23 protein-coding genes and 5 pseudogenes are annotated in these 26,749 nt (G+C 60.4%); 17 read left to right on the top strand and 11 right to left on the bottom strand.

Translation table 11 applies throughout. The annotated features are described in order from the left end of the window. The first annotated feature begins 11 nt into the window (after positions 1-11). The gene (locus H9K75_RS16940; RefSeq protein WP_226858280.1) at positions 12-1,508 is read left to right on the top strand and encodes a cytochrome c; all 1,497 of its coding nucleotides are present in this window, start codon (positions 12-14) and stop codon (positions 1,506-1,508) included. 37 nt (positions 1,509-1,545) lie between these two features. Next, positions 1,546-1,665, top strand: a pseudogene (locus H9K75_RS16945) (IS481 family transposase); the annotation flags it as partial. Here H9K75_RS16945 and trmL read toward each other — a convergent pair. After that, the gene (gene trmL, locus H9K75_RS16950) at positions 1,663-2,148 is read right to left on the bottom strand and encodes a tRNA (uridine(34)/cytosine(34)/5-carboxymethylaminomethyluridine(34)-2'-O)-methyltransferase TrmL (protein WP_187723503.1); all 486 of its coding nucleotides are present in this window, start codon (positions 2,146-2,148) and stop codon (positions 1,663-1,665) included. The pseudogene H9K75_RS16945 and the gene trmL sit on opposite strands and share 3 nt — an antisense overlap. 46 nt (positions 2,149-2,194) lie before the next feature. Beyond that, positions 2,195-2,952, bottom strand: a pseudogene (locus tag H9K75_RS16955) (phosphoribosyltransferase family protein). Positions 2,953-2,978: 26 nt separating this feature from the next. Here H9K75_RS16955 and H9K75_RS16960 point away from each other — a divergent pair. The 9 genes and pseudogenes from H9K75_RS16960 (at position 2,979) to H9K75_RS16990 (ending at position 9,592) form a co-directional block, all read left to right on the top strand. Further along, complete coding sequence (locus H9K75_RS16960; protein ID WP_187723504.1) at positions 2,979-3,881, top strand: class I SAM-dependent methyltransferase; 903 nt, start codon at positions 2,979-2,981, stop codon at positions 3,879-3,881. Between the two features lie 286 nt (positions 3,882-4,167). Then, positions 4,168-4,350: a hypothetical protein gene (locus H9K75_RS16965; RefSeq protein WP_187723505.1), complete on the top strand. Its 183-nt coding sequence runs from the start codon at positions 4,168-4,170 to the stop codon at positions 4,348-4,350. A gap of 5 nt (positions 4,351-4,355) precedes the next feature. Then, positions 4,356-5,514: pseudogene (coxB, locus tag H9K75_RS16970) on the top strand (cytochrome c oxidase subunit II); the annotation flags it as partial. Between the two features lie 108 nt (positions 5,515-5,622). Beyond that, entirely contained in the window at positions 5,623-5,955 is a 333-nt protein-coding gene (locus tag H9K75_RS24105) for an OmpA family protein (RefSeq protein ID WP_226858750.1), read from the top strand. Between the two features lie 34 nt (positions 5,956-5,989). Further along, the gene (gene ctaD, locus H9K75_RS16975) at positions 5,990-7,618 is read left to right on the top strand and encodes a cytochrome c oxidase subunit I (RefSeq protein ID WP_187723506.1); all 1,629 of its coding nucleotides are present in this window, start codon (positions 5,990-5,992) and stop codon (positions 7,616-7,618) included. Between the two features lie 40 nt (positions 7,619-7,658). Continuing rightward, positions 7,659-7,769 (top strand): cytochrome oxidase small assembly protein, encoded by a 111-nt coding sequence (locus H9K75_RS24110; RefSeq protein ID WP_226858281.1) that lies wholly within the window; start codon positions 7,659-7,661, stop codon positions 7,767-7,769. Between the two features lie 19 nt (positions 7,770-7,788). Further along, on the top strand, positions 7,789-8,406 hold the full coding sequence (locus tag H9K75_RS16980; RefSeq protein WP_187723507.1) for a cytochrome c oxidase assembly protein: 618 nt from the start codon (positions 7,789-7,791) through the stop codon (positions 8,404-8,406). Positions 8,407-8,429: 23 nt separating this feature from the next. Further along, positions 8,430-8,660 carry a DUF2970 domain-containing protein gene (locus tag H9K75_RS16985; RefSeq protein WP_187726082.1) on the top strand — a complete coding sequence of 77 codons (231 nt, stop codon included), beginning with the start codon at positions 8,430-8,432 and terminating at the stop codon, positions 8,658-8,660. A gap of 50 nt (positions 8,661-8,710) precedes the next feature. Next, positions 8,711-9,592, top strand: coding sequence for a cytochrome c oxidase subunit 3 (locus H9K75_RS16990; RefSeq protein ID WP_187723508.1), 882 nt, complete (start codon positions 8,711-8,713; stop codon positions 9,590-9,592). Between the two features lie 76 nt (positions 9,593-9,668). Here H9K75_RS16990 and H9K75_RS16995 read toward each other — a convergent pair whose 3' ends face one another. After that, positions 9,669-9,956, bottom strand: a complete 288-nt coding sequence (locus H9K75_RS16995; protein WP_187723509.1) for a hypothetical protein — start codon at positions 9,954-9,956, stop codon at positions 9,669-9,671. An 817-nt stretch (positions 9,957-10,773) separates the two neighbouring features. Here H9K75_RS16995 and H9K75_RS17000 point away from each other — a divergent pair. Next, positions 10,774-11,028 carry a hypothetical protein gene (locus tag H9K75_RS17000; RefSeq protein WP_187723510.1) on the top strand — a complete coding sequence of 85 codons (255 nt, stop codon included), beginning with the start codon at positions 10,774-10,776 and terminating at the stop codon, positions 11,026-11,028. Positions 11,029-11,044: 16 nt separating this feature from the next. Here H9K75_RS17000 and H9K75_RS17005 read toward each other — a convergent pair whose 3' ends face one another. Continuing rightward, on the bottom strand, positions 11,045-11,275 hold the full coding sequence (locus H9K75_RS17005; protein ID WP_187723511.1) for a twin transmembrane helix small protein: 231 nt from the start codon (positions 11,273-11,275) through the stop codon (positions 11,045-11,047). 80 nt (positions 11,276-11,355) lie between these two features. On the opposite strand from H9K75_RS17005, the gene H9K75_RS17010 reads away from it, so the two are divergent. The 5 genes and pseudogenes from H9K75_RS17010 to H9K75_RS17030 all read left to right on the top strand — a co-directional run bounded on the left by H9K75_RS17010 (position 11,356) and on the right by H9K75_RS17030 (position 15,588). Next, positions 11,356-12,096 (top strand): SURF1 family protein, encoded by a 741-nt coding sequence (locus tag H9K75_RS17010; RefSeq protein ID WP_404826357.1) that lies wholly within the window; start codon positions 11,356-11,358, stop codon positions 12,094-12,096. Next, a complete protein-coding gene (locus H9K75_RS17015; protein WP_187723513.1) occupies positions 12,038-12,802 on the top strand; it encodes an SCO family protein in 765 nt (254 codons plus the stop codon). The genes H9K75_RS17010 and H9K75_RS17015 overlap by 59 nt, the downstream gene beginning before the upstream one ends. Further along, on the top strand, positions 12,799-14,013 hold the full coding sequence (locus H9K75_RS17020; RefSeq protein WP_187723514.1) for a COX15/CtaA family protein: 1,215 nt from the start codon (positions 12,799-12,801) through the stop codon (positions 14,011-14,013). Before H9K75_RS17015 ends, H9K75_RS17020 begins: the two co-directional genes overlap by 4 nt. Beyond that, positions 14,010-14,938: pseudogene (gene cyoE / locus H9K75_RS17025) on the top strand (heme o synthase). Before H9K75_RS17020 ends, cyoE begins: the two are co-directional and overlap by 4 nt. Before the next feature lie 107 nt (positions 14,939-15,045). Beyond that, positions 15,046-15,588 carry an SCO family protein gene (locus tag H9K75_RS17030; RefSeq protein WP_226858751.1) on the top strand — a complete coding sequence of 181 codons (543 nt, stop codon included), beginning with the start codon at positions 15,046-15,048 and terminating at the stop codon, positions 15,586-15,588. A 7-nt stretch (positions 15,589-15,595) separates the two neighbouring features. On the opposite strand, the gene H9K75_RS17035 is transcribed toward H9K75_RS17030, so the two are convergent. The 7 genes and pseudogenes from H9K75_RS17035 to ftsY form a co-directional block, all read right to left on the bottom strand. After that, entirely contained in the window at positions 15,596-16,636 is a 1,041-nt protein-coding gene (locus H9K75_RS17035; protein ID WP_187723515.1) for a Bug family tripartite tricarboxylate transporter substrate binding protein, read from the bottom strand. A 97-nt stretch (positions 16,637-16,733) separates the two neighbouring features. Beyond that, positions 16,734-17,675 carry an RNA polymerase sigma factor RpoH gene (gene rpoH, locus H9K75_RS17040; protein WP_187723516.1) on the bottom strand — a complete coding sequence of 314 codons (942 nt, stop codon included), beginning with the start codon at positions 17,673-17,675 and terminating at the stop codon, positions 16,734-16,736. Between the two features lie 865 nt (positions 17,676-18,540). Beyond that, positions 18,541-19,908: pseudogene (locus H9K75_RS17045) on the bottom strand (IS5 family transposase); the annotation flags it as partial. 566 nt (positions 19,909-20,474) lie between these two features. Then, positions 20,475-21,227: an ankyrin repeat domain-containing protein gene (locus H9K75_RS17050; protein WP_187723517.1), complete on the bottom strand. Its 753-nt coding sequence runs from the start codon at positions 21,225-21,227 to the stop codon at positions 20,475-20,477. Next, on the bottom strand, positions 21,224-24,199 hold the full coding sequence (locus H9K75_RS17055; protein WP_187723518.1) for an RHS repeat domain-containing protein: 2,976 nt from the start codon (positions 24,197-24,199) through the stop codon (positions 21,224-21,226). Before H9K75_RS17055 ends, H9K75_RS17050 begins: the two co-directional genes overlap by 4 nt. Next, positions 24,082-25,347 carry a DUF6531 domain-containing protein gene (locus H9K75_RS17060; protein WP_187723519.1) on the bottom strand — a complete coding sequence of 422 codons (1,266 nt, stop codon included), beginning with the start codon at positions 25,345-25,347 and terminating at the stop codon, positions 24,082-24,084. The genes H9K75_RS17055 and H9K75_RS17060 overlap by 118 nt, the downstream gene beginning before the upstream one ends. A 242-nt stretch (positions 25,348-25,589) precedes the next feature. Then, entirely contained in the window at positions 25,590-26,747 is a 1,158-nt protein-coding gene (gene ftsY / locus H9K75_RS17065; protein WP_187723520.1) for a signal recognition particle-docking protein FtsY, read from the bottom strand. Positions 26,748-26,749 lie beyond the last annotated feature (2 nt).

Consider the following 26,749-nt stretch of genomic DNA (forward strand, 5'->3'; position numbering starts at 1 on the left):
GGGAGACACGCATGAAAAAGCCGCACTCTCTACCGCAACGCACTGCAATTGTTATTGCAATTATTGTTATAGCTTCCAGCGCTTTATCCATCAGCGCCATTGCGCAAAAAGACCCGAATACCGACTCCACAGCCGCGGTGGCACGCGCGTCGGCGGCGCCAGCCGCACCACCTGCAACCTCCAATGTCACTGCGCCCCAAGGCCAGGTCGGGCCGCAAGCCATGGTCACAATGGCGCCCCATATCGCCGCTGAAAAAATAGCGGGCGCCACATCGTCCGACCCTGTGGTCCGCGGCGAATACCTGGCGCGCATGGGAGATTGCGTGGCCTGCCACACCGTGCCTGGCGGCAAGCCGTTTGCCGGTGGCCTGGCCATGGCCACGCCCATTGGCACCATCTATTCCAGCAACATCACGCCGGACCAGAAAGCGGGTATTGGTAGCTACAGTTTCGAGGATTTTGACTTGGCCGTGCGACATGGCGAAGCCAAAGGCAAAGGCAGCCTGTACCCGGCCATGCCCTACCCGTCGTACGCGCGTGTCAGCGATCAAGACATGCAAGACATGTACGCCTACTTCATGAAAAAGGTAGAGCCCGTTGCCAGCACGCCGCCTGAGAACGGCATCAGCTGGCCACTGTCAATGCGGTGGCCGCTGGGCATCTGGCGCACCCTGTTCGCTCCCAGCCCCAGCAAAGTGCAAGTAAAAGCCGGAACAGTCGCGCCGATGGCAGACCCCAAGGTGCGCGGCGCCTATCTGGTCGAAGGCCTGGGACACTGCGGATCGTGCCACACGCCGCGTTCCTTCACCATGGCAGAAAAAGCCCTGACAGGCGACGATGCGCAGTACCTGAGCGGTGGCGATGCCATCGACGGCTGGATCGCCAAAAACCTGCGCGGCGGCGATGTCGATGGCCTGGCACGCTGGAGCGAAGCCGATATCGTCGCGCTGCTGAAAACCGGCCGCAGCAATCACAGCGCCGTATTTGGCGGAATGAGTGATGTCGTTGCCCACAGCACTCAGTACCTGAGTGATGGCGACTTGAACGCGATTGCCGTGTACCTGAAGGCGCTACCCGCCAGCAGCAGCAACAACACCAAGCAGACCTTTGCCGCCCATCCCAATACCGCCAATGCCTTGAGGAAGGGAGATACCAGCCAGGTGGGCGCGGCGCTGTATCTGGACAATTGCGCCGCCTGCCACCGCAGCGATGGCCAGGGTTACGCCCAGGTCTTTCCTGCACTGGCGGGCAACACCGCCGCTTTAACCGCAGACCCCAATAACTTAATCGCCATCATTTTGCAGGGGCACCAGGTGCCAGCCACGGTAACGCGTCCTTCCACGTTCACCATGCCTGCTTTTGGCTGGCGTTTGAACGACCAGCAGGTTGCAGAAGTGAGCAGCTTTGTGCGTAACGGCTGGGGCAATCAGGCCGCGTCAGTGACGGCGCAACAGGTCAGCAAGGTGCGCAAGGCATTGCCCGCAGACACCAGCAAACCCAAACCCTAGCTGTGAAGATTCAATAGGCTATATCCGGTGTCATCCGGGCAACCGGCGCGACTCGGTCCATGGTGCAGGCTGGGAGACGTTGTTCGTGGCCATTGTCGACCACGCGCGCATTGCCTTTACGGCCATGCATCCCGACGAGAAGAAGCACGAGGCCCTAGCGGGCGCGTCCGCCATCAGGCTGCGCGAAGCCGGTCTGACGCCAGGCCTCGAACACGGTCACGGCCACGGCGTTCGATAGATTGAGGCTGCGCTGATCCGCGAGCATGGGCAGGCGCAGGCGTTGGGCGGCCGGAAACGATTCGCGCAGATCGGTCGCAAGTCCCCTGGATTCGGATCCGAACACGAACCAGTCGCCGGACCGGAACGCCACGTCGAACACCGGCTGGCTGCCCCGCGTGGTCATCGCGAACATGCGGGTCAAATCGGGCTTTTCGTCACTGAGCAGCGCGGCCCAGTTCGCGTGCTTTCGCACGTCGGCGTATTCGTGATAGTCCAGCCCGGCGCGGCGCATGTAGCGGTCCTCCATGGAAAAGCCCAGTGGCTCGACCAGATGCAGCATGCACCCGGTGTTGGCGGCCAAGCGAATCACGTTGCCGGTGTTGGGCGGAATTTCGGGTTCAACGAGAACGATGTGAAACATGGGCGGTATTGTCGCCGGGCTGCAATGGCACAGCGGCGCGCCGGTGCTATGCCGTTTTCGCGAGCACCAGCGCACGCACCTCGCTCGCCCCGGCGCGCTTGAGCAGCAGCGCGGCGGTCTGCAGCGTGGCACCGGTGGTCATCACGTCGTCGATCAACAGAATGCGGCGGCCATGGAGCACGTGCGCGCGAGGGGATCGATGGCGAATGAGGTGCGCAGGTTGCGCAGGCGCTCGCGTCGCGTGAGCCGGCTCTGGGCGGGCGTGTGGCGCAGTCGCAGCAGCACGTCGCTGCTGATCTTTTCGTTCACGCCGAGTGCCCGGGCCAGCAGCAGCGACTGGTTGAAGCCGCGTTCCGACAGGCGCTCGCGCGACAGCGGAATCGGCAGCACGAGTTGCGCATCGGCAAGACAGTCGCGCGCGGCCTCGTCACGCTGCATGAGGCTGGCCAGGGGCCGCGCCCAGCCGGGATCGCATGGCGCGAATTTGAACTGTGCGATCAGGTCGATCCACGGGTAGGCATAGTCGAGCGCGGCCAGGCAGGCATCGAGCGCCGGAGGATGAACAAGACACTCACCGCAGTGCGCGACCCCTGCCGCGACAGGTGCCGCGCAGGTGCGGCAGCGCGGGCGCGGGGCCGAAAACCGGTTCACGCACGCCGTGCAGACGCGCGCGGCGGGCCAGCCGCGGCACACGGCGCACTGGCTGGGCAGCAGTGTGCGCGCCCATGCAGCAATCGGCCCGCCGGCCTGTTGCAGCCAGGCCTTCGAAGCCGCCGAAATCCCTCTCAAGCTCGTGATTTGCATGGACTCCCTACAATCGCGCCTTCCCGATGTCTGAACAGCAACTGCCCCCCACCATTGACCCGATTGCCGCGCAGCGCTGGCATGCGCGCACGGCCCAGGCGTCGCCCTGGCTGCACGAAGAAGTCGCGCGCCGCATGCAGGAGCGGCTTCAGTGGATGGCGAGCCCACCGGCCAATTGGTGCGATTGGGACCCTCTCAACGGCGGTATCGAAGGTCACGCACTCGTGCAGCAGCAGTTTGCGCAGGCGGCATGCCGGATCAACGAGACCTCGTCACCGGCCGGACTGCAACGCGCGCAGCAACTGTTCGCCAAACCCTGGTGGAACCCCGGGCGCTGGTCCGGCCCCGCGCAGCAGTTTGGCAAGCCCGAGGATGCCAGCGTGCAGATGCTCTGGGCGAACATGGCCTTGCACACGGCTGCGAATCCTCAAGCCTTGATCGCGCAATGGCACAAGGCGCTGGCTACGGGCGGATACGTGATGTTTTCCTGCCTCGGCCCGGATACGGTGCGCGAGATTCACCGGCTGTATGCCGATCTTGGCTGGCCCGTCCCAGGCCATTCGATGACCGACATGCACGACTGGGGCGACATGCTGGTGCACGCCGGTTTTGCCGAGCCGGTCATGGACATGGAGCGCATCACGCTGACCTTTGCAACCCCCGAACGCTTGCTCAGGGAGCTGCGCGAGCTGGGCCGCAACCTTCATCCGCAGCGGTTTGGGGCGCTGCGCGGACGCGGTTTCCGGCGCCGTCTGGAAGAGGCGCTGCGCGAGCGCTTGGCCGATCCCGCGCAGGACGGTCCATTGGCGCTCACGTTTGAAATCATCTACGGCCATGCCTTCAAACCCGAACCGCGCGTGAAGCTGGAGGCCAGCAGTGCCGTCTCGCTCGACGACATGCGCACGATGTTGCGTAAAGGCCGTCAGTAATCGCGCAATCTTTCGGTTGCGCAGGGGCGTGTCAATGATTCCCATCAATGCACGCTACAATTCTTGGTGATTGCGGATTCGGAACTTTTGGAGTGCGGGTGACTCTTGGGCTGCCCGTTGCGAATATCTTGATGGTAGTCAAGATTCGAATGGGCGCATGCCGATTCTCCTTGGGACTAACGCGGATTGCGTGAGTTTTCCGGGGTTGGCATGCTCTGAAGGTTCGAAAAGTTTCAAGTGGGATGGGTCAAACGATCCCGCACTGAATTGCGGAGACAACAGGCTGATGGATGACGGCCTGCATTTGATGGAAACCGGGTTCATGGGGATCTGGATCGTTGGGTTGGCCGATGACCTGTGGTTAGGGAGGCTTGCCGGATGGTCTGGTCAGCGGAATTCGCATGGCTTTGTCGATGGTCTGACCCACGAGGACACGGCATGGGTCAAATTGAGGCTTAGAAGTAAGTGAGAACTATGAAGAGCATTTCCAAAAAGCTGGCTTCTATGCTGCTGGTGGCCGGGCCTGGATGGGCACAGCGGCCCACGCGGTTCAGGATCTTCCCGGTGGTCCGGCGGTCAAACAGCTCAATCTTGCGCCCCCTGTCACGCGCATTGCGGAGGAGCAGCATTTCCTTCACTGGATGATGTTGATCATCTGTACGGTGATCTTCATCGGCGTGTTTGCCGTGATGTTCTATTCCATCTGGAAACACCGCAAATCCAGGGGTGCGAAGGCCGCGAATTTTCATGAGTCCGTCACCGTCGAAGTGATCTGGACCATTGTTCCTTTCATCATCGTGATCCTGATGGCTCTGCCCGCCACCAAGGTGCTGGTGGCGCAGAAAGATACGACCAACGCCGACCTCACCGTGAAGGCCACCGGTTATCAGTGGAAGTGGGCTATGACTACCTCTCCGGCGAGGGCGAGGGCCTGTCGTACATCTCCACGCTCGACACCGCGCAGCGCCAGATGTCCAACAGCGGCGACGTGAGCCAGGCTCCCGTTGACTATCTGTTCAAGGTCGACAATCCGCTGGTCGTGCCCGTCAACAAGAAGGTGCGCGTGATCACCACCGCCAACGACGTGATCCACTCGTTCATGGTGCCGGCGTTCGGCGTCAAGCAGGATGCCATTCCCGGCTTCGTGCGCGACACCTGGTTCCGCGCCGAGAAGACCGGCGACTACTACGGCCAGTGCGCCGAACTGTGCGGCAAGGAACACGCCTACATGCCGATCCACGTGAAGGTGCTGTCCGCCGAGGACTACTCCAAGTGGGTCGCCGAGGAAAAGAAGAAATCCGAAGCCAAGAAGGATGATCCGAACAAGGTCTGGGTGCTGACCGATCTGGTCGCTCGCGGCGAGAAGGTCTACGCGGCCAACTGCGCGGCCTGCCATCAGGCCAATGGCAAGGGTGCCGGCCCGATCAAGGCACTCGACGGCAGCCCGGTCGTGCTCGGCCCAACGGCAGACATGATGCACACCGTGCTCGAAGGCCGTGCCAACGGCGCCATGCCTGCCTGGAAGCAACTGAGCGACACCGACCTTGCGGCCGTGGTGACCTACACCAAGAACCATTGGAGCAACAAGACCGGAACCCTGGTGCAGCCGGCGCAGTTTGTGGCCGCGCGCGGCGGCAAGTTCCCCGAAGGCGGCGGCGCACCGGCGCCCGCTGCGGCAGCACCTGCGGCCGATTCGGCCTCGGCGGCGCCTGCTCCGGCAGCCGTGCCCGCCAGCGCGGATGTGACGGCCCAGGCCAATGGCCCGTTCCAGATTTTCTTCGAGACCGGAAAGAGCGAACTCGGCCCGGAAGCGCAGGCCGAGGCCAAGCGCGCGGCGGACTTCTGGAATGCACACAAGGATGGCAAGATCGCCCTGTCAGGATTTGTCGATTCGACCGGTTCCGCCGACGCGAACGCCGAACTCGCCAAGAAGCGCGCCCAGGCCGTGGCCAAGGTGCTCACGGACAATGGCGTGGCCGCAGACCGCATCGAGCTGCGCAAGCCCGAGACCGTGACCGCAGGCGTTGGAGATGATCGTCAGGCGCGCCGCGTCGACGTTCTCGCCGCGCAATGATGAGTCCAGACAGAAGATCGATTGGAGATATCAAATGAGCGCAGTACTGGACAACCACGGTCACGCCGGCGATCACGGACATGACGATCACCATGGCGCGCCGCACGGCTGGCGTCGCTGGGTGTTTGCCACCAACCACAAGGACATCGGTACGCTGTATCTGCTGTTCTCGTTCACCATGCTGATGGTTGGCGGCATTCTGGCGATGCTGATCCGTGCCGAGCTGTTCGAGCCCGGCCTGCAACTGGTCAACCCCGAGCTGTTCAACCAGCTCACCACCATGCATGGCCTGATCATGGTGTTCGGCGCGATCATGCCGGCCTTCGTCGGCTTTGCGAACTGGATGATTCCGCTGCAGATCGGCGCATCCGACATGGCCTTTGCGCGCATGAACAATTTCAGCTTCTGGCTGCTGATTCCTGCCGCCGCGATGCTCGTGGGTTCGTTCTTCATGCCCGGCGGCGCTCCCGCTGCGGGCTGGACGCTTTACGCTCCGCTCACGCTGCAAATGGGTCCGTCAATGGACGCCGGCATCTTTGCGATGCACATCATGGGCGCATCGTCGATCATGGGCGCGATCAACATCATCGTGACGATTTTGAACATGCGCGCTCCCGGCATGACGCTGATGAAGATGCCGATGTTCTGCTGGACCTGGCTGATCACCGCCTACCTGCTGATCGCCGTGATGCCCGTGCTGGCCGGTGCGATCACCATGACGCTGACGGACCGCCATTTCGGCACCAGCTTCTTCAACCCCGCCGGCGGCGGTGACCCGGTGATGTACCAGCACATCTTCTGGTTCTTCGGCCATCCCGAGGTCTACATCATGATCTTGCCGGCCTTCGGCATCGTCAGCCAGATCGTCCCCGCGTTCAGCCGCAAGAAGCTGTTTGGCTACGCCTCGATGGTGTATGCGACGGCATCGATCGCGATCCTGTCGTTCATCGTGTGGGCACACCACATGTTCACCACCGGCATGCCGGTGACCGGCCAGTTGTTCTTCATGTACGCGACCATGCTGATCTCGGTGCCCACCGCCGTGAAGATCTTCAACTGGGTGGCGACGATGTGGCGCGGCTCGATGACGTTCGAGACGCCGATGCTGTTCAGCGTGGGCTTCATCTTCGTGTTCACGATGGGCGGCTTCACCGGCCTGATCCTGTCGATGGCGCCGATCGACATCCAGTTGCAGGACACCTACTACGTGGTGGCGCACTTCCACTACGTGCTGGTGGCCGGTTCGCTGTTCTCGATGTTCGCGGGTTACTACTACTGGGCACCGAAGTGGACCGGCGTGATGTATTCCGAGACACGCGGTCGCATCCACTTCTGGGGCTCGCTGATCACGTTCAACGTGACCTTCTTCCCGATGCACTTCCTGGGCCTTGCCGGCATGCCGCGTCGCTATGCCGACTACCCGATGCAGTTCGCCGACTTCAACATGCTTGCATCGATAGGCGCATTCGGCTTTGGCCTGATGCAGGTGTATTTCTTCGTCTTCGTGGTGATTCCGGCCATGCGTCACAAGGGTCCGAAGGCTCCGGCCAAGCCTTGGGAAGCAGCGGAAGGTCTGGAGTGGGAAGTTCCCTCGCCAGCACCGTTCCACACCTTCGAGAATCCACCCAAGCTCGATCCCACGGCAACCCGCGTGATCGGCTGATCCCGGTTTTTCAAGCAGCCCGCAAGAAAGCATCGACACCATGGCAACGCCCGAACAGAAGAAAGCAAACGCGCGACTCGGCTGGATCCTCCTGTCGGTGGCCCTTGCGTTCTTCATCGGCTTCATGGTGAAGATGTCCTGGCTGCACTGAAAATCAGGAGATTCGAGCCATGAGCATGCGACGCGAGAACATCAGAATGGTCGGCAAGCTGGCCGTGATCACGGCTGGCATGTTCGCATTCGGCTACGTGCTCATTCCGATCTACAAGCACATCTGCGAGATCACGGGCATCAACATTCTTTCGCTCTCGGAGCGCCAGGTGCCCGGCAATGGCGCGGCTGGCAAGGATGTGAAACTGCCCCGCAACTCGCAGGTGGACTACAGCCGCACGATTACCGTCGAGTTCGACGCGAATGCGCGCGGGCCATGGCAGTTCAAGCCTGCGAAGAGTTCGATCAAGGTCCACCCGGGCGAGCTTGCCAGCGTGATGTACGAGTTTCAGAACGTGCAGGACCGACGCATGGCGGCGCAGGCAATTCCGAGTTACGCGCCACGTCAGGCAACGGCGTTCTTCAACAAGGTCGAGTGCTTTTGCTTCAACCAGTACACGCTCGAGCCCGGCGAGAGACGCGACTGGCCGGTCACATTCGTGATCGACCCGCGCCTGTCCAAGGACGTCACCACGATCACGCTGTCCTACACCTTCTTTGAAGTCGGCGGCAAGACTCCGGCGGCGCCGGAGTCGACGGCTGCGGTTGCGATTCCCCCAGCGGGAGGCCGCTCATGAACCAAGGTGCAGGAGCCACGACGATGACGAATCAGCCGCGACCCGACGAAGACAATGTGCCCGCGCACCAACGCAAGGGCTCGCTGCTGCGCACCGTGCGCGCCGTGGCCTGGTCGATGATCGGCCTGCGCAAGGGCTCGGAGTATCAGAAGGACATCGACAAGCTCAACCCGGTCCACATCATCGTGGTGGGACTGTTGGGACTGGTTCTGCTGGTCGTGGGCCTGATCGCGCTGGTGAACTGGATCGTCTGAGAAACAACACATAACCGATCACAGAGAATTCGAGAGATACAGGAGCTGACATGAGTGCAACAACCCCGGGCACCACGCCTTATTACTACGTTCCGGCAGATTCGCGTCATCCGGTGATGGCGTCATTCGGACTGTTTCTGGTGATTCTTGGCGCGAGTCAATGGATCAACGGCCATGACTGGGGCAAATATTCGCTCTTCATCGGGCTGGTCTGGTGGCTGTTCGTACTCTGGCAGTGGTTTGGCGACGCGCGCCGCGAGAGCGAGGGCGGCCTCTACAGCACGAAGATCGATCTCTCCTACCGCTGGAGCATGAGCTGGTTCATCTTCTCCGAAGTGATGTTCTTCGGCGCATTTTTCACTGCACTGTGGTGGGCCCGTTCGCACTCGGTACCGGCGCTCGGCAGTCTCGACAACGCCTTGCTCTGGCCCGACTTCAAGGCCGTGTGGCCCAGCGTTGCCGCGGGCGTGACCGCTGCACCCGCAGGGCTGGTCGAACCCTTCCAGACCGTCGGCCCATTCTGGCTGCCCACCATCAACACCGCGCTGCTGCTGACCTCGGGCGTGACGCTGACGATCGCTCACCACGCGCTGCGCGAAAACCATCGCAGCAAGTGCATCACCTTCATGTGGATCACGGTGATTCTGGGCTTCGTGTTCCTCTGCGTGCAGGGCTATGAATACTTCCACCTGTACACCGAGTTGAACCTCAAACTTAACTCCGGCATCTACGGCTCGACCTTCTACATGCTGACCGGCTTTCACGGCTTCCACGTGTTCGTGGGCATGTTGATGCTGTTCTTCATCACACTGCGCCTGATGAAGGGCGACTTCACCGCCGAGAAGCATTTCGGCTTCGAAGGCGCTGCGTGGTACTGGCACTTTGTGGACGTGGTGTGGCTGGGGCTGTACATCCTCGTTTACTGGATGTGACGATCGCCAACGGCGACCGTGCCATCGCAACCAAGAAGAGCGCCCTCGGGCGCTTTTTTTGTCGTGCAGAGGATCCCTAGATCGCTGCCCAAAGCATATGGTCGCCGTCAAACTCGCCAAAGCGCTCGGTGAACACCTCGACCTGGTTCTGCACCCTGCGCGCGCCAAATAGCTGCCGCCTGAACGAGCCTTGAAATTCGAATTCGCGGATATGTTCGATGGCAAATTTGGGCTCGCACGCCAGGCAGGGCTCATCGGGCGAGAAGAACAACAAAACCAGCGGACTCCTGCCGAGGGGGTGGAGAGGAACCAGTCCACGTCGAGGGCTGAGGGCTGGGGTCGCAACAGCCGCGTTCTGGAACATGGAATACGCGTGCTGTCCAGGCCTTGGCCGCTTCTGGGCAGGGTGATGAGGAAGGAATGGAGTTCGCGGGCCGTCTCGCTGGCGACGGGCTGAATCTTTCCGCGACGCAGCCACTTCTGGAGATACCCCTGTTCTAGAACCGGCCGGGCCCGTCCGGCCCGCTGCCTTGCGATTGTGTCGTTCAGAAGCTCTCGAAACATGAGTTCAATAGGGAAGCTGCGAATGTCTCGTAGGACTTGCCGACGCGCGGCGCGGCTGCGAAAAAAATGACCGACCCGAAGGTCGGTCACCTCAGCAAGTTGATACTGGAGTTTCTAAGACCGATCAACCCTTGACGCTGATACCGAGGTTGATTAGCCAAAATACAAGCCCCGGATGACCAATGTATCTAATTTTGGTATTTGAAAATAGTTAATTGTGGCTAATATTTTTGTGATTTTTATTGGGTTAGGCTAATTGATGTAGCGCAAACATAAATTTTATTAATCGGAATAACTTGACTGGTAATACACCTGAAGTAAGTCAACGCCGTGAAGGTTGACGGGTGATCAAATGTAAATAGGCAATGCGTATCGCGTCCAAACCCCATAAACTCAGACACTTCGTCGGTGAATTGGGGTAGCTCAGGATTGGTAAGATCGGCAACTTGCGATATTGTTCAAGAGTTTGCCAAAGTAGTTGGTTTTGGTGATAGCAAATTGGAGCCGCGCGAAAAATGAAGGTGATTAGCGAGTCTTTGCCGAAATTGCGAGCGCCTTGTAGCCGTTCGAATAGTTTGCTGGAGGACGATCTGGACCTGGCCGTACAGCAGCAAACCTTGACGAAGATCACCATCGCCGAGACTTCCGAAGGCTTTTATCTGATCGTGCGTCTGAAATGGGCGGATCAGAAGGACTGGTATCTCTGCACGCGCCGCGACCGGACGCAGCCGCGTCTCTTCAAGGATTTGAACCGGTTGAATGAGCACCTCAAGGAGGCCTACCCGACGGAAAGTCTGGAGTTGCTGCGCAATCAGGGACTGCCGGAACCGGGTTCCGACAAGCGCATCAGCCAGTTGGGCAAAGGCGAGTGACGTGCCCGTTGGCCGGTCAGCCGACGCCGGTGGATCTCGGCAGGCCGGTCGGGTGGAGGTATCCGAGCTTCCATGCCAGCAGGATGCACAGAAAGAGCACAATGGAGAAGGCGACCCGGGCGGTCAACGCATAGGCCATGCGCTTGCTGCGCGAGCGGTCGTCACCTTTGCCGCGCATCATGAAGAACAGCGCGGATCCCAAGCTTGCCAGGATGGCGATGAATGCCAGGGCGACCAGAATTTTCATGGAGTCATTATCTCGTGAACAGTGCGCAGCGTGTGTTGGGTTGGCGTTTCTGGATGATTACGCTGGCGGCACTGGTGACCATGGCCATCACCGCCTCTCTGGGGCGCTGGCAGCTCTCGCGCGCGGCGCAGAAGCAGGCGATGCAGGCGGCCATGGACAGCCGCATGGCGCAGGCGCCGTTGACTGTCCCCCAGCTCCTGGCTCAGCTCTCGCCCCCGCGCACGCCCGATGCCGACGCGCTGACGGACGCAACCACGGACCCGTTGCTGCATCGCCAGGTGGCGCTTGAGGGCCGCTGGCTTGCCGACCGGACGGTTTTTCTCGACAACCGCCAGATGCATGGGCGTCCGGGCTTTTACGTCCTCACACCGCTGCAACTCGATGATGACAAACGTTCGGTGGTGATGGTGCAGCGCGGCTGGGTGCCGCGCAATTTTGAAGACCGGACCCGGCTCCCCGAACTGCGCACCAAGTCGGGCGCGGTGCAGGTTCTGGGCCGTGTCGCGGCTCGCCCGGCGCGGCTCTATGAATTCGACACATCCGGAAACGGCACAAGGGCTTCCGCGATCCGGCAAAATCTCGATCTGGTCACCTTTGGGGCCGAGACGGGTCTGCCGATACTGCCGTTGTCAGTGGTGCAGACGTCGGGCGATGCGGACGATGGCCTGCTGCGCGATTGGCCGGCGGTGGATTCCGGCGTCGACAAGCATTACGGTTACGCATTCCAATGGTTCGGGCTTTGCGCCCTGGTGGCAATTCTCTATGTCTGGTTCCAACTCATCCGACGCTTCCTTCGCCCACGCAGCCAGCCGTCCGCCTGAGGCTGCGGCGGCGCAAAGCCCGCTCGCGTTCACCGTGCACAGCATGCCGCGCGCCGGTGAAGCCATGGCCGACGCCGAGGCGCGCCAGATGCGCACGGGTCGCTGGAAGATGCTCTCCGTGCTGCTGATCTGCGCGGCCCCGGTGATCGCGTCGTACTTCACGTATTACGTGGTTCGTCCGGAAGGTCGCCGCAATTTTGGCGAGCTGATCCAGCCCCAACTCGCGATGCCGCCGCAGGCGATGGTGACCACGCTGGACGGCAAGAACGAGCCGCTCGATCAATTCAAAGGTCAATGGCTGCTGGTGAGCGTGGCGGGCGCCGCGTGCGAGGACGCGTGTCGCGAGAATCTCTATCTGCAGCGCCAGTTGCGCGAGAGTCTGGGCAAGGAGAAGGAACGTGTGGACCGGCTCTGGCTGGTCAGCGATCAGGCGACGATTCCCGCTGAAATCGCGCCCGGTCTCAAGGAGGCCGCCGTGGTGCGCGCCGATCCCGCCCTGATCGCGCAGTGGTTGAAGCCGGCGGACGGGCAGGCCCTGTCGGACCATCTCTATGTGGTCGACCCCATGGGCCACTGGATGATGCGCTTTCCCGCGAAGATGGACCGCAAGAGCGCATCGCAGGCCAAACGCGATCTGGATCGTCTGCTGCGTGCCTCGTCGTCGTGGGACAAAGCCGGGCGGGATGAGGAGATCGTCAAGCCATGAGCGCGGGCGACCTGCAACCGCTGTACGACTTCGCTCCGGTGCTGGAGTTGATGGCGTTCGGCCTCGTCATTGCGCTGGCACCCATCAGCTGGGTATGGCTGCGCAACCGGCACCATGCGCCGGTGCGCAAACTGCAGGCGCTCACGGTGCTCACGCTGTTCCTCACGTTCGATCTGGTGTTGTTCGGCGCCTTCACGCGGCTCACCGATTCGGGCCTTGGCTGCCCCGACTGGCCCGGTTGCTATGGCAGCTCAAGCCCGGTGGGCGCAAAGGCGGAAATCACGGCGGCCGAGACCGCCATGCCCACGGGCCCGGTCACACACGGCAAGGCTTGGGTGGAGATGATTCATCGCTATCTTGCCACTACCGTCGGCGTGCTCATCATCGTGATGACGGCCGGTGCCTGGTGGCAGCGCCACGCGGCCAGACGGCAACGTGCGCCGGAACCTGCCATCAGTCCCTGGTGGCCCACGTTCACACTGTTCTGGGTCTGCCTTCAGGGCGCGTTCGGCGCATGGACGGTGACGATGAAACTGTTCCCCGCCATCGTCACCGCGCACCTGATTGGCGGCTCGGTGCTGCTCATGCTGTTGTGCACGCAGGCAGTGCACAAGACGCTGCAGACCCGCAACCTGCAACCGGTTCCGGTGCCCGTCGGCATTCGTGTGGGCATGGCTGCGACGGCGCTGCTGGTGGTGATCCAAACGCTGCTGGGCGGCTGGGTCAGCACCAACTATGCGGTGCTCGCCTGCACCACCTTTCCCACGTGCCAGGGCAGCTTCTGGCCCGACATGGATTTCTCGCAAGGGTTTCAGATCTGGCGCGAGCTGGGACTGCTCAAAGACGGTAGCCACATCAGTTTTCAGGCGCTGACGGCCATCCACTACGTTCACCGACTCGCGGCATACGTCGTGCTGGCCGCCTTGTTCGCGCTGGCCTGGCGCATGCATCGCGCGCAGGTGCTGCGTGACCCGATGCGCTGGCTCGTCGGACTTGCGCTGTTGCAGTTCCTGACCGGACTGTCGAACGTGGTGCTCGACTGGCCGCTGGTGGCGGCCGTGCTGCACACGGGCGGTGCTGCGGCGCTGCTTGTCGTGTTGACCTGGGGACTGGCTGCAAGCCGATCCGCCGATGCTGCTGAAATCGCCGCGGCTCAAACCCGGCCCGAACAGCAAAAGGTGCGCCTGCGCACCACGAAAGTTTCCGCATGAGCGCAGCTCCCACTTCTTCCGCAACGAAAACCGCTGCATCGCCGGTTGCGCACCTGCCCTCGCGCTTTGCGCAGTTCTACGCGCTCACCAAGCCGCGTGTCGTGCAACTCATCGTGTTCTGTGCCTTCATCGGCATGGTGCTCGCCGTGCCCGGCATGCCGAGCCTGCAGCAATGGGGTTTGATGGCCGTTGCCAGCGCCGGTATCTGGCTCGTGGCGGGGGCCGCAGCCGCGTTCAATTGCATCGTCGAGCAGGGAATCGACGCAAAAATGAAGCGCACCGCCTGGCGTCCCACGGCCAAGGGGGAGCTGTCCAATGTGCAGACCTTGCTGTTCTCCGCCGTGCTCTGCGTGGTCGGCTCGGCGATTCTGTACGTGTTCGTGAATCCGCTCACGATGTGGTTGACGTTCGCCACATTCGTCGGCTATGCGGTGGTCTACACCGTGATCCTGAAACCGCTCACGCCGCAGAACATCGTGATCGGCGGTGCCTCGGGCGCGATGCCTCCGGTGCTCGGTTGGGCCGCGATGACCAACAACGTCGGCCCGAGGCGCTGATCCTTTTTCTCATCATCTTCCTGTGGACCCCGCCGCATTTCTGGGCGCTTGCGCTGTACCGCGTGGAGGACTACCGCAAGTCGGGCCTGCCGATGCTGCCGGTCACGCATGGCAACGAGTTCACACGCCTGCAAGTGTTTCTCTACACCATCATCTTGTTCGCAGGCTGCCTGATGCCGTTCGTCTACGGCATGAGTTCGTGGATCTACCTCGTTGCGGCCATCGCGCTCGGTCTCGGCTTCTGCGCCTATGGCTTTTTGCTGTGGCGCGAGTATTCCGACAAGCTTGCGCGCAAGACCTTCCGTTTTTCGCTGATCCACCTGAGCGTGCTGTTTGCCGCGCTGCTGGTGGATCACTATATCCTGTGATGTGAACAGTGAACCGAGTGAGTGCCAAGCGTATGAAGATCGACAAGCGTGATGCCCTGAAACGAATCGCCCGCGTGGGAGTTGCGACTGCGGCATCGACCGTGTTGATGGCCTGCTCGCCATCCACGAAATCGCCCAAGTTCCAGGGCGTCGATGTGACCGGGGCGGAGTACGCCAGGGACTTCGCGCTGCCCGATCAGGACGGCAAGATGCGCAGCATGAAGGATTTTGCGGGCAAGGTGGTGGTGGTGTTCTTCGGCTACACGCAATGCCCCGACGTCTGCCCGACGACGATGAGCGAGCTGGCAGAAGTCAAACGCTCGCTCGGCGAGGACGGCAAGCGCCTGCAGGGCATCTTCATCACCGTCGACCCCGCGCGCGACACGCCCGAGGTGCTCAAGGCCTATATGGCGAACTTCGATCCGAGCTTCGTGGGATTGACCGGCACGCCCGAGCAGTTGGCCGCCGTCGCCAAGGACTTCAAGATCTACTACAAGAAGGTCGATGGCAAGACACCCACCAGCTACACCATGGACCACTCGGCGGCGAGCTTCATCTTCGATCCCAAGGGCAATGTGCGCGTGTATTCACGCTACGGAAGCGGCGCGCAGGCATTGCAGTCGGACGTGAAGGCGCTGCTCGCCGGTTGAACAGGCGCTATTCCGCCCGGATGTTCTGATCCTTGATGATCTTGCCCATCGTCGCAGTGTCCGCCTTGATGCGATTGGCCAGACCCTCGGGCGATGAGCCCACCGCCTGCCAGCCCTGATTGAACATCTTGCTGCGTACCTCGGGCGAACGCGCGATTTCTATCAGCGCATCGGACAGCCGGGCGCGGATATTCGCGGGCATGCTCGCCGGTGCCGCGAACGCATTCCACAACTCCAGATTCAGCTGGGGAACGCCCGCTTCGGCGAGGCTCGGCACGTCGGGTGTCAAGGTGCTGCGCCCGCCCGCAGTCACACCGATGAGGCGCAGCTTGCCCGCCTTTTCCTGGGCGAGCGCAAGCGCCGGCGGAAGCAGCGCCATCTGCAACTGACCGCCGAGCATCGCCTGCGCCACCTGCGGATAACCGGGGTAGGGCACGTGCACAGGAGCGATCCCGGTGCGCGCCTTCATCAGTTCGGTGCCGATATGGCCGACCGTGCCCACGCCCGGCGTGCCGTAGCTCCACTTGTCGCCCGCCTTACGGGCGGCGTCCAGAAACGCACGCGCGTCCTGCCCATCCGGCGCATCGGGCAGATGCACCGGCGCGGTCAACACGAGCGGTGACACTCCGACGAGCGTGAGTGGTGCCAAATCCTTCTGCGGGTTGTAGGGCACACGCTTGTTGATCAGATTGGCGATGGTGAGGTTGCCGTTGATGAACAGCCCGATCGTGTGATCGTCCTTCGCCTTCGCGATGTAGTCGGCAGCGATGTTGCCGCCTGCGCCGACCTTGTTCTCGACGATCACCGGCTGGCCGATGATCTTCGACAGCGGCTCGGCGAACGTGCGAGCGGTCAGGTCGGGCGATGAGCCACCGGGAAAACCGACGACGATGCGAAGCGGCCTGGCGGGCCAGCCCGGCGTGGCGCTGACATTGCTGCTGCTGGTAGTGCTGGAGTCCGTCGCCGAGAACGCGACGCCGGAAGAGATTGTTGCGGTCAGTGCCAGCGCCAGAACCACGCTGCGGCGAACCATCGGAATAGGAGACATGGAGATGTGATCTTTCATCTGCACAAAAACAAAAGCGCGCAGGGTTTAATCTGCGCGCTTTGGATTATCCACCCTGGCCGGTTGAGGCTCGGGAGGCTCAGGCGTACTCAGCCAACGCCTTCTTCATCTTCTTCATCGCGGCCACCTCGATCTGGCGAATGCGTTCTGCGCTCACGCCATATTCGGAGGCCAGTTCGTGCAGCGTCATGCCGCCCGAGCCGTCATCGTTCACCTTCAACCAGCGCTCCTGCACAATGCGACGGCTGCGATCATCCAGGCTCTCCAAGGCGGTCGTGATGCCGTCGGTTGCCAGCGAATCACGCTGACGGCTCTCGAGCATCGCCGTCGGCTCATGGCTTGCATCCGACAGATAGGCGATCGGGCCGAACGCCTGCTCGCCATCGTCGGACGGAGAAGGGTCAAGCAGCACATCACCACCCGAGAGGCGGGTTTCCATCTCGATCACTTCCTCGCGCTTGACATTCAGCTGTTCGGCCACCATATCAATTTCATGGTCGGTCAGCGTGTCACGAACCACGGCGGCATCGTCCATCGCCGAATCGGCCTTGAACCCCTGCTTCATCGAGCGCAGATTGAAGAACAGCTTGCGCTGAGCCTTGGTGGTCGCCACCTTGACCATGCGCCAATTCTTCAGGATGTATTCGTGAATTTCGGCCTTGATCCAGTGCATGGCGTAGGACACCAGACGCACACCCTGATCAGGGTCGAAACGCTTGACGGCCTTCATCAGACCGACATTGCCCTCCTGGATCAGGTCGCCATGCGGCAACCCGTACCCGAGATATTGGCGAGAAATCGAAACCACGAGACGCAGATGCGAGAGCACCAGGCGACCGGCAGCATCGACATCGCTGTCATTCTTGAGACGCCGCGCATAGCTCTGCTCCTCCTCAGCAGTCAGCAGAGGCAGACGATTCACGGCGGAAATATAAGCATCCAGATTCCCGAGCGGCGGCACCAGCGCCCAAGGGTTGGCAGGCGCCAGAGACGTCGAGGATGATGCGGTTTGCAGGTTCATCAGAGACATCCTTTCAACAGTTCGATCCATATTAGCACTCTGTTGGAGTGAGTGCTAAGGGATAAGTTCCGCACTTTTTTACTTGGGTATTCTTGCTTTGATTTCAATAGCAATAACACTCCAAAAATCGGGGATTCCCCGGAATTTGCCACGAACGCCGATCTCCAAAGCCTGATTTCCAGTAGAGAAATCAGCGTCAGCAGGGGCATTGTGCATCGCAACAGCGACGGGCTCTAGTCGCCCAACTTTGATCTCGTTTGTCGGAAAAGTTCTGGTGTCGGCGTTGAGCCATGAACTTTCTTGGGGGTTGAGCAGGACAACCCGCAAATTGCATGCGCGACAAGTTGTCGAGGGCCGCGTGACAATCAGACATCAATACTTGGTTAGAACATGAAAAAAGCACGGTATTGGGTTGCGCAGTCTTTGGGTGTAATGCAAGACGTAAGCGCGAACCGCGATGATTCATTTATTAAACTTAGTGATTAAGTTTGTGATAATCTCTAATTGATCATTGATGTATATCGAGTCTGCATTAGATAGCTGAGATTCATTTAGAATTAAATCTGCATTAATTTGCTCCAGCTCGCTGACGATTGGAAATATATTAAGATTCCAATTTTCATCATCAATAATATTGCTTATGGCTTCTATTTTTTGGATGAGTCGATTTAGTCGTCCCTGAAATATTCATTTCAGGCGACTCCACCACCGCCCAAGAGTTGCCAGCGCTCGCAGCCCATGACTCGCAGCCAGCGCGAACTGGCCCACTCAAGTCCGGCGAGGGTTGTTCTCTCAACGCGACGCAGCCCTTCTGACGCCAGCGTGCATACGGTGTGCAGCCACAAAAAAATCGCCCACAAAAAGGCAATCCCTTCCTGGCGATCATGCGCAGCAACCACCTGAGGTTGTAGCCCGCCGCGCACAGCACCGCATGCACGCTGTCGCCCTGCTCGCCCTTGAGAGGACAGCGGTTCATGCGGTGGTCGGCCTTGAGGTGCCCGATGATCGGCTCGATGGCCTGGCGGCGCTTGAGTTGTTGCCGCTCCTGTGCGCTGAGCCGTTTGCTCTTTCCCCGGTGCACGATGCGCACATCCGGGTTGTCCGCATCCACACCCCGGTAGCCCAGATCGACAACCACCCTCGTGGGCCGGGCCTGACAGTCCTGCATCAGGATGCGGCACTGCTCCAGTTGTTCGCTCAGCGTGTGGCCGTCATACGGATTGCCCGCAAACGCCCGGGCACCCACGATCAGGTTGCCCCTGAGCGTGCTGGCGATGCCCACCTTCACGCCAAACTCGTAGGGCTGTCTGGCCTTGCCCTTGCTGATGCAGCTGACCTCCGGCGCATGCCATGCGTAGAGCTTGGGCTGCCCCTCAACGGGTTTGCGCTGGCGGCTTTGGGTGGCGATGCGTGCGGCTTTGTCCAGGGTCTCTTGCAGTGCCTGACGCACCGCGTGACCAAGGGCGCTGGCCTTGCGCCCGGTCTCTCGCACCAGCCTGCCCACGATGGTGCGCTGGCGCTTGATGGCCCGGCGCATGCGCTTGAACTGGCGGGCATGGGCGTAGCGTCCGGCCTTGCGGCTGAGTTCCTTGCCTTCCTTGGCGAAGGTCTGTTTGAGTTCAATGCCATTGTCCCTGGCGGCCTGCACCAGCCTGGCGCGTGCTGTCTCCAGCAGGCGGCTGTCGGTGGGGTGGGCAATCGCCTTGGATTGCACGGTGCTGTCCACGATCACCTGGCTGAGCTGCTGAGGGGAGACCAGCTTGAGCTGCACGGCCACCCGAATCGTCTGCGCCAGCAATTCCTCCACGCCTTCTTCGCCCAGCAGTTGGCGGAATTTGACCAGGGTGGTGGCATCGCAGGGCGGGCGATCCTCGTAGTAGGCGCAGCCCGAGAAGAATTGCCAGCGCGGCGTGTCCGCCCAGCGGGCCACCACTGCCTCATCCGATTCGTTGAACGCGTGCTTGAGGTACAGCAGCGAGATCATGATGCGCAGCGGCACGCGCGGTCGCCCCGCATGGCTCGCGCGAGCAGCACGCTGCACCTGTTCGCCGAAAAGATCCAGATCGGGCAGAGCCGCACCTGTGCGCGCCTTGCGAGAAAAGACCTGGGCGACCTGCGCCTCGATCTCCTGCCAGGGCATGCGCGAGGCCAGCACAGCCAGCGGATGGCGCACATCGATCATGTGATCAATGCGCGAGCGGAAGAAATCATCGGTGGCGGGGCAGGCAAACATCACGGCAAAACTCCCAGAAACTGGTGCTATTGGATGGCAAACTGGGAGTTTGGGGGATCGGAAGTTGCCCCGAGAGGCTGTGTGCGGACGGGTTCCTGGGGTTATTCAGGGGCGACGATTTAAATTGGTATGTCCACTCCTGTACTCAAATAGGGCATTTTGCAATATGTCGAATTGGCGATTTTTGACGGTTTGCATTATGTAAAATTACCGCAATGACTTATTGATATCCCGTCGGCGAGATCGCCTGCATTATTATACGAGTATCGCACAATCTAGCGCGAATGCTTTTTTTCGGTGTAATCCGATGCCGAGAAGGTTAAACGAAATGTAACAACCGAAAACGATGCCGCTAACATCGTGGGCTTAAAAGCTTCTAAGTTGTTATTTAAATCCCCTCCAATAATATAACCAAAAAGTATTCCCAAGAAAATTGAGAGTGGAAGCCAAATCCACCAGCGCACCATATTTTTATATCTTACGAAAGTTAAGTATGCTGGCGCGCCGCCAGCGAGATCGAAACGGTAGTGCTGGTTCGCCAAGCCGTGCTGACTGGCCGGTCAAAATCAGTCGTTAGATAATTTTGAAACTTTTAGCCATTCATCCATATAGAAAATATTTTCAGCGTCACCTATTAGGTACATGAGATCGATGGCGGTTCTATTAAATCCATCCAGAAGACTATGGGCTGCTTCATTTTTTAATAGAAATTTAATTATCGTAAGATTGCCTATTCCCGCCGCGTAATGTAATGCCGTATATTTCATTTCATCTTCTGTCTGGACGTTCACATTGCAGTTGTTCACCAGCAATGACCTTAGCTCTATGATAGAGGATCTTCGAGTGGCAATATGAATGGGGAACTCTCCAAATTCATTCGATGTGTTGATGTTGAAATTTTCTTGAGGGAAATTATATTCTTGTGCGTAAATGCCCGCGATTTCCGCAATTGATATTGTTGGGGGATTGGAGTTGTAGCTGCGAATGAGTTCAATTATTTTTTTATTATTAGTTTGTATGGCTAGATCTAGTGGTGTTTTTCCGAATTCATTCTTTATATTTTTAGAAGCTCCCGCATTTAGAAGGGCACTCACGATTTCTATCGATTCAGCCGTTGTCGCTTCATGAAGAGGTGTTTCTTGCATGTCGCCTCTACTATTTACATCAACTCCTCTTTCTATCAACTCGTAGACTGATTTTATATCGCCTCGTGCTGCAGCATAATTCAAAGGATATGTGAGCAAAAGAGGGGAGCGTTTATGGTAATTTTCCGGTTTTTTAAAAAAATCGGGGATTTCGTCAGAATAAAAATCTATCATTTTATGTCTGGTTTGCAATGTCTTTTAATATCGTCGGCGGCGTTCTTGGCTGCCTTCAAAGCATTTTTAATATCATTAACGTGTCTGCCTTTCGCCCATTTATCGTCCCATTCTTGTCGCATTTTTGCACATTCTTCCCAGCGCTCTTTATTAAAAAGCGCCTTTACGCAATTGCTCAAATTATCGTCGGGTTTACCCTCGCATCTTTTCTTGTACGCTTGGTATTCGGACTCCGCCTGAATCTCTTCCGCTGGTGTTCTGTATACTTGATTTTGATTCGGTGTTGAGCCGGGTATGGAAGCTACAGTAACTATACCAGCAGCGGCAAGTAATGATGTCCCCCATGCTGCTAAGCCCTCGAGCGCGGCGGGAATTGCTACAGCTATTGGGATTGCGAATAATCCTACTGGATCAATGTCGAAGACTGGTCGATTATTTGAATAACTATAAAAATTTTTTCCGCCCTTTATTCCTATGGGGTCTTGATTGGTGTATCTCCCAAGATTACTCTGATATAAACGATACCTGTTGTAGTGCAAGCCTGATTCATAATCAAATTGTTGCCCCTGAAGCCTGACCAATTGCTCGATCTCACTGTCATTGCGCTCACAAATCACTGCTCCCCAAGCGTCGAGGTCAATACTCCAGTCTAATATGCCATCGGCCTTCACCAACGCCATCGGCGTCCCCAAATGATCACACTGATAAGCATGCACCAGCCTGCCTTGCATTGAAGGCTCCGGATCCAGCATGGCTTTGAGCACTCCAGGCTGCATCTGCGCCATTTGCATCCACTGCTGCGAGAATGCGCTGAGCCTGCCTCGCCGCAGTTCCTGCTCCAGCCCGTCAAACAGGGACTCGGTATTCCGGTCCAGCCGGATTCCCTGCTGCTCCTGCAGCTTTTGCGCCAGCGTGCGTTTGGGCGGCTGCTTATCTCCCTCCACGCGGATCATCGGCACAAAGCTGCCGGGCTCGTAGATTGTGTGAATCTGCCGGTTGTCCTTTTCCGTGAGGACTAATCTGTCCCCATCCCAGCCGAAGAACGTCGTCTGCACGGGCCCTTGCAGGTTCCCCTCGGCATCGCCTTGCTGCACCTGCTTGACCACGCGCCTGCCGAACGGGTCGTAGTGGTAGTTCGCGCCGCGCACGGCGGTGTCGCACTCCATCTCGAAGCGGATGAGCCGGTGGTTGCTGTCGTAGTGATAGTGGTGCTGCTCGTTGCCTTCGGCCTTGTGCTTGCGCCTGAGGTTGCCCCAAGCGTCGTATTCGTAGTGGAACTCACCGTCATCGGTGATGCGGTTGTCCATCCACTTCGCTGCCGTGTTGTGGTGGTCCTTGGCGGCGTTCTCGCCCAGCGGGTTGAAGCGCTTGTCCCCCATGTGCTGGCGCACGGTCTCTTCCCAGTGCTCAGGGCCTGTGGCGATCCGGGCGTTCTCGAACAGGCGGTTGCCAGCGGGGTCGAACCGGTAGTGCTGCATCGCGAGACCTGGCTGGCTCGCCGCAATCAGGCGTCCCGCCTTGTCGTAGCCGTATTCGTGCGGGCCCCTGGGGGTCTCGATGCGGGTGAGCTGGCCGGCTGCGTCGTAGTGGTGTTGGCGCTGGAGCGTGGATGGGCTCTCCTCTTCTGCGATGAGCGGGCTGTGGGTGTGCAGGTGCGACAGGCGCGAGAGTGCGTCGTAGCTGCGCGTGGTCTGCGTGGGGCCGAACCGGCGCTGGGTCTCCCGGTGCAGCTTGTCGCGCTCGAAGTCGATCACGCTGCGGCCATCGAGCACCATGCCGTGCAGGTGGCCCGGGCCGTAGGTCTGCCACCCGATGGCGGGCAAGCCCGTGTACGTGGTTTGTGATTCGCTGCCGAGTTCGTCGAATTGCCGCCGCACCTCGTGCGTCCAGACCTCGCTGCCATCCGGGCCGGTGATGCTCTGGGTCTCGCGCGTGATCCGGCCAAGGAGGTCTCGCTCAAAGGCCGCAGTGATGGTGTTGCCGCCCAGCTCGGTCACGTGCCATGCCTTCGCGAGCTGGCCGTCTTGTGTGTAGCTGAAGTGCTCCGCGGGAGCCTGATCGCTCTCGCCCATCTGGCGCTTGAGCAGCCTGCCGCCCTTGTCGTAGTGGTAGCGGCTGACGAGTCCTTCGTCATCGCTTCGAAGAAGGTCCCCCACGGCATTGAACTGGTAGTGCTGCGTGCGGCCGTCGAAGTTGACTTGTTTGGTCAGCCGGTCCATCACGTCGTATTCAAACGTGGTGTGTGCGCCGTTTTCGTTGGTCAGGCGCACCATGCGTCCCGCATCGTCGTAGTCGAACCGCTGGGTGTAGCCGCCGTAGTGATAGGCCCTGGGCTGGCCCTGGACGTCGCGCTCGAACTGCACGACGTTGCCATCGGGCGCGGTGATGCGGGCGAGATCGCCTGCTTCGTTGTAGGCATAGCGGGTGGTTTGGCCCAGACCATCCGTTCTGGCAATGACGCGGCCCCGCTCGTCGTAGTCCGCCCTGGCCTGTGCGCCTTCCTCGCCCGTCGTCGCCGTGGTTTGCCCCCAGCGGTCATACCGGTAGCGGGTGACGCTGCCGGAGCAGTCGGTGTAGCTGCAGAGTTGTCCCGCGCTGGTCCACGCGAGGTGTTTTTGGCCACCCCTGGCATCTTCGATGCTCCGGGGCTGCTCACTGCGCTCATCTGCATAGTGATAGCGCGTGACATGGCCCAGCGCGTCGGTGACGCTGGCAAGCCGCGCCATCGCGTCATAGGCAAAGCGGTCGCTCGCACCGTTGGGGCGGGTGCTTTGCTCGATCTGCCCGTGCGCGTTGTAGCTGAAGCGGCTTTGCAGCCCGTCTGGCTGGGTGATGGACAGCAGCGCCCCGGTGGCTACGTCGAGCTCGTAGTGCGTTTCCCGGCCAAGGGCGTCGATGCTGGCGAGCAGGCGTCCGCTGTCGTCAAAGCGGCTTTGCGTGACGCTGTCGTCGGCCTCCTGCAGCTTGACCACGCGCCTGAGCCCGCCTTCGCCCTGAAGTGGTAGATGCTCACACGCCCCAGGCTGTCGGTGACCGTTGTCGAGTCTTGTGCATAGTCAAAGCGGTAGGACAGGGCCCCTTGGCGCAATTGCTCGACCACCTTGCCCGCTTCGTTGTAGACATAGCGCACGGCAGGTCTGCCCGCATACGCATGTGCGGTCATGCGACCGGGCCATTGGGGATGGTATTGGAATGCCCGCCCCTGACTTGCGTCCCGGCCATGGACGGCAACCAGCTCTCCGCGTGGACTGTATTCATAGCGGACCAGTGGCCGAAGCGGCAGGTCAGCCGCGTGGGGGTCGTGCGTCAGATACACCGCCATCAGGCGCACGCCGCAATCCGCGCCCCAGCCGTGCGCACCCCCGTGGGCCACGCCCGGTAGCGTCTTGAGTTCCAGCCGGTATTGGCGACCCACGCCATCCTGCACCGCTGCGATGCGGCCCCCGGCGTCACGCTGGAGTCTTTGCGACTGGCCAAAACGATCATTGAGTCCGAGCAGATGCATGCGCCTGCCCACCATCTCCTCTGCCAGGGAAGACGGCCCACCGAACACCCACCACGGGCCCAGCGGGTTGTTGGTGACGAAAAAGAGCGCAGGATTGCACCGGTCACTTTCGTTCAGGCCCATCCATGCAAGATTCAGGCGGGAAACGGGCAGCTCTTTTTGCAGGTCCAGGCGCTCCCGTCCTCCGCGCACGACCCACAGGTTCTCGCTGCGGCTATACACAGCTTCGCCGGGAGCCAGAGGCCGGAACCGGATGCTGCGGCCCTTGCTGTCATTGAGTGTGAGGGTCTCCTCGGTCTGCACCAGCGAGACTTCGGTGGGCAGCCACCAGCCCGGCCCCAGCAACCCGACCGGTGCGGGCGTGTCGGTCTGGTAACTTGAGTAGTCACGCGAGACGACGAAGGCCAGCGGCCCGGGCAGCGAGACATCCACTTCACCGCCTTGCACCTTCGCGCCCAGCAGCGGGTTGACCGGATTGCCCTTGGCCACACCGCCCGGACAGACGGAGCACGCCACGCCTCCCGAAGTCCCGATGTACACCGTGCGCGAGCCCTGCGTGATCGGCCCTCCCTTGAGCGTCATGTCGGTCTGCCGCGCCGCTGGTAAGCCTGTCATCGGGTCAATCTCCCTGAATGTTGTCGTAGGCAGAACTTTGACCGAAAACAATCTACCTATGGCGTGATGTTATCAATAGTTTTAATTTTTGGATCTACGCTGCCCAGCGTAGGGCACCTTCATCGACCAGAGTCGGGAGAGTGTAGGACCGATGGGCCGAAATCGGCGCCTAGGTCCACAACGCTTCGCCGATTTTGGTCCCTTGAGGCATCACGTTCAACCATTGATGCGCTCGCGGCTTATCACGCCAGCAGCGCCTGTGCGAATTCCTTGGCGCTGAAGGTTTCCAGGTCTTCGACTTTTTCGCCGACGCCTATGAAATACACGGGAATCGGCTTTTCCTGCGCGATGGCTGCGAGCACGCCGCCCTTGGCGGTGCCGTCGAGCTTGGTGACGATCAGGCCGGTGAGCTGCAATGCGTCGTCGAACGCCTTCACCTGGTTCAGCGCGTTCTGTCCGGTGTTGCCGTCGATCACGAGCAGCACCTCGTGCGGCGCGCTTGCGTCGGCCTTGGTGACCACGCGCTTAATCTTCTTGAGTTCTTCCATCAGGTGCAACTGCGTGGGCAGGCGGCCCGCCGTGTCGACCAGCACCACGTCCTTGCCGCGCGCGCGGCCCGCCGAGACGGCGTCGAAGCTCACGGCTGCGGGGTCGCCGCCGTCCTGGCTCACGATCTCGACCGTGTTGCGCGTTGCCCAGACGCCGAGCTGCTCGCGCGCTGCCGCGCGGAAGGTGTCGGCTGCGGCCAGCAGCACGCTCTCGCCATGGTCGGCCAGATGCTTGGTGAGTTTGCCGATCGAGGTGGTCTTGCCCGCGCCGTTCACGCCCGCGACCATGATGACGGTGGGTGTGTGTTGGCCCACGACGAGTGGCTTTTCGAGCGGCTTGAGCAGATCGGCGAGCGCGTCGGCCAGCAGGGCCTTCACGGCGGCCGGGTCGGTCGTTTTGCTGTCCTTCACGCGCTGCTTCAGATCGATCAGCAGATGGCGGGTGGCCTTCACGCCGGTGTCGGCCATGAGCAGCGCGTCTTCAAGCTCCTCGTAGAGCGCGTCGTCGATCTTCGTTCCGGTGAAAATCGTGGAGATGCTGCTGCCGGTCTTGCGCAGACCGACCTTGAGGCGGTCCATCCAGCCCTTGCGATCACCGGGTGCGGTGGGGGCTTGCGGCTTTTCCTGCGGTTCCTGAACTACAGGCGGGGTACTGGAAATGCCCGATGATGGCGGCAGGTTTTCCGACGGCTCGACGTTCTCCTTGCTGGCGAACGGATTGCGCAGCCAGCCTTTGGTGCCTGCGGGAGCGACCGGTTTGTCGGACGTTTGCGGCGCAGGAGCAGGTGCCGAATCGGCCGGGGCGGGCGTTTCGGGCGTGTCGGCAGATTTTTTCTTGAAGAAACTGAACATTG

Source organism: Diaphorobacter aerolatus, assembly GCF_014489535.1.
GTDB classification, from domain to species: domain Bacteria; phylum Pseudomonadota; class Gammaproteobacteria; order Burkholderiales; family Burkholderiaceae_C; genus Diaphorobacter_A; species Diaphorobacter_A aerolatus.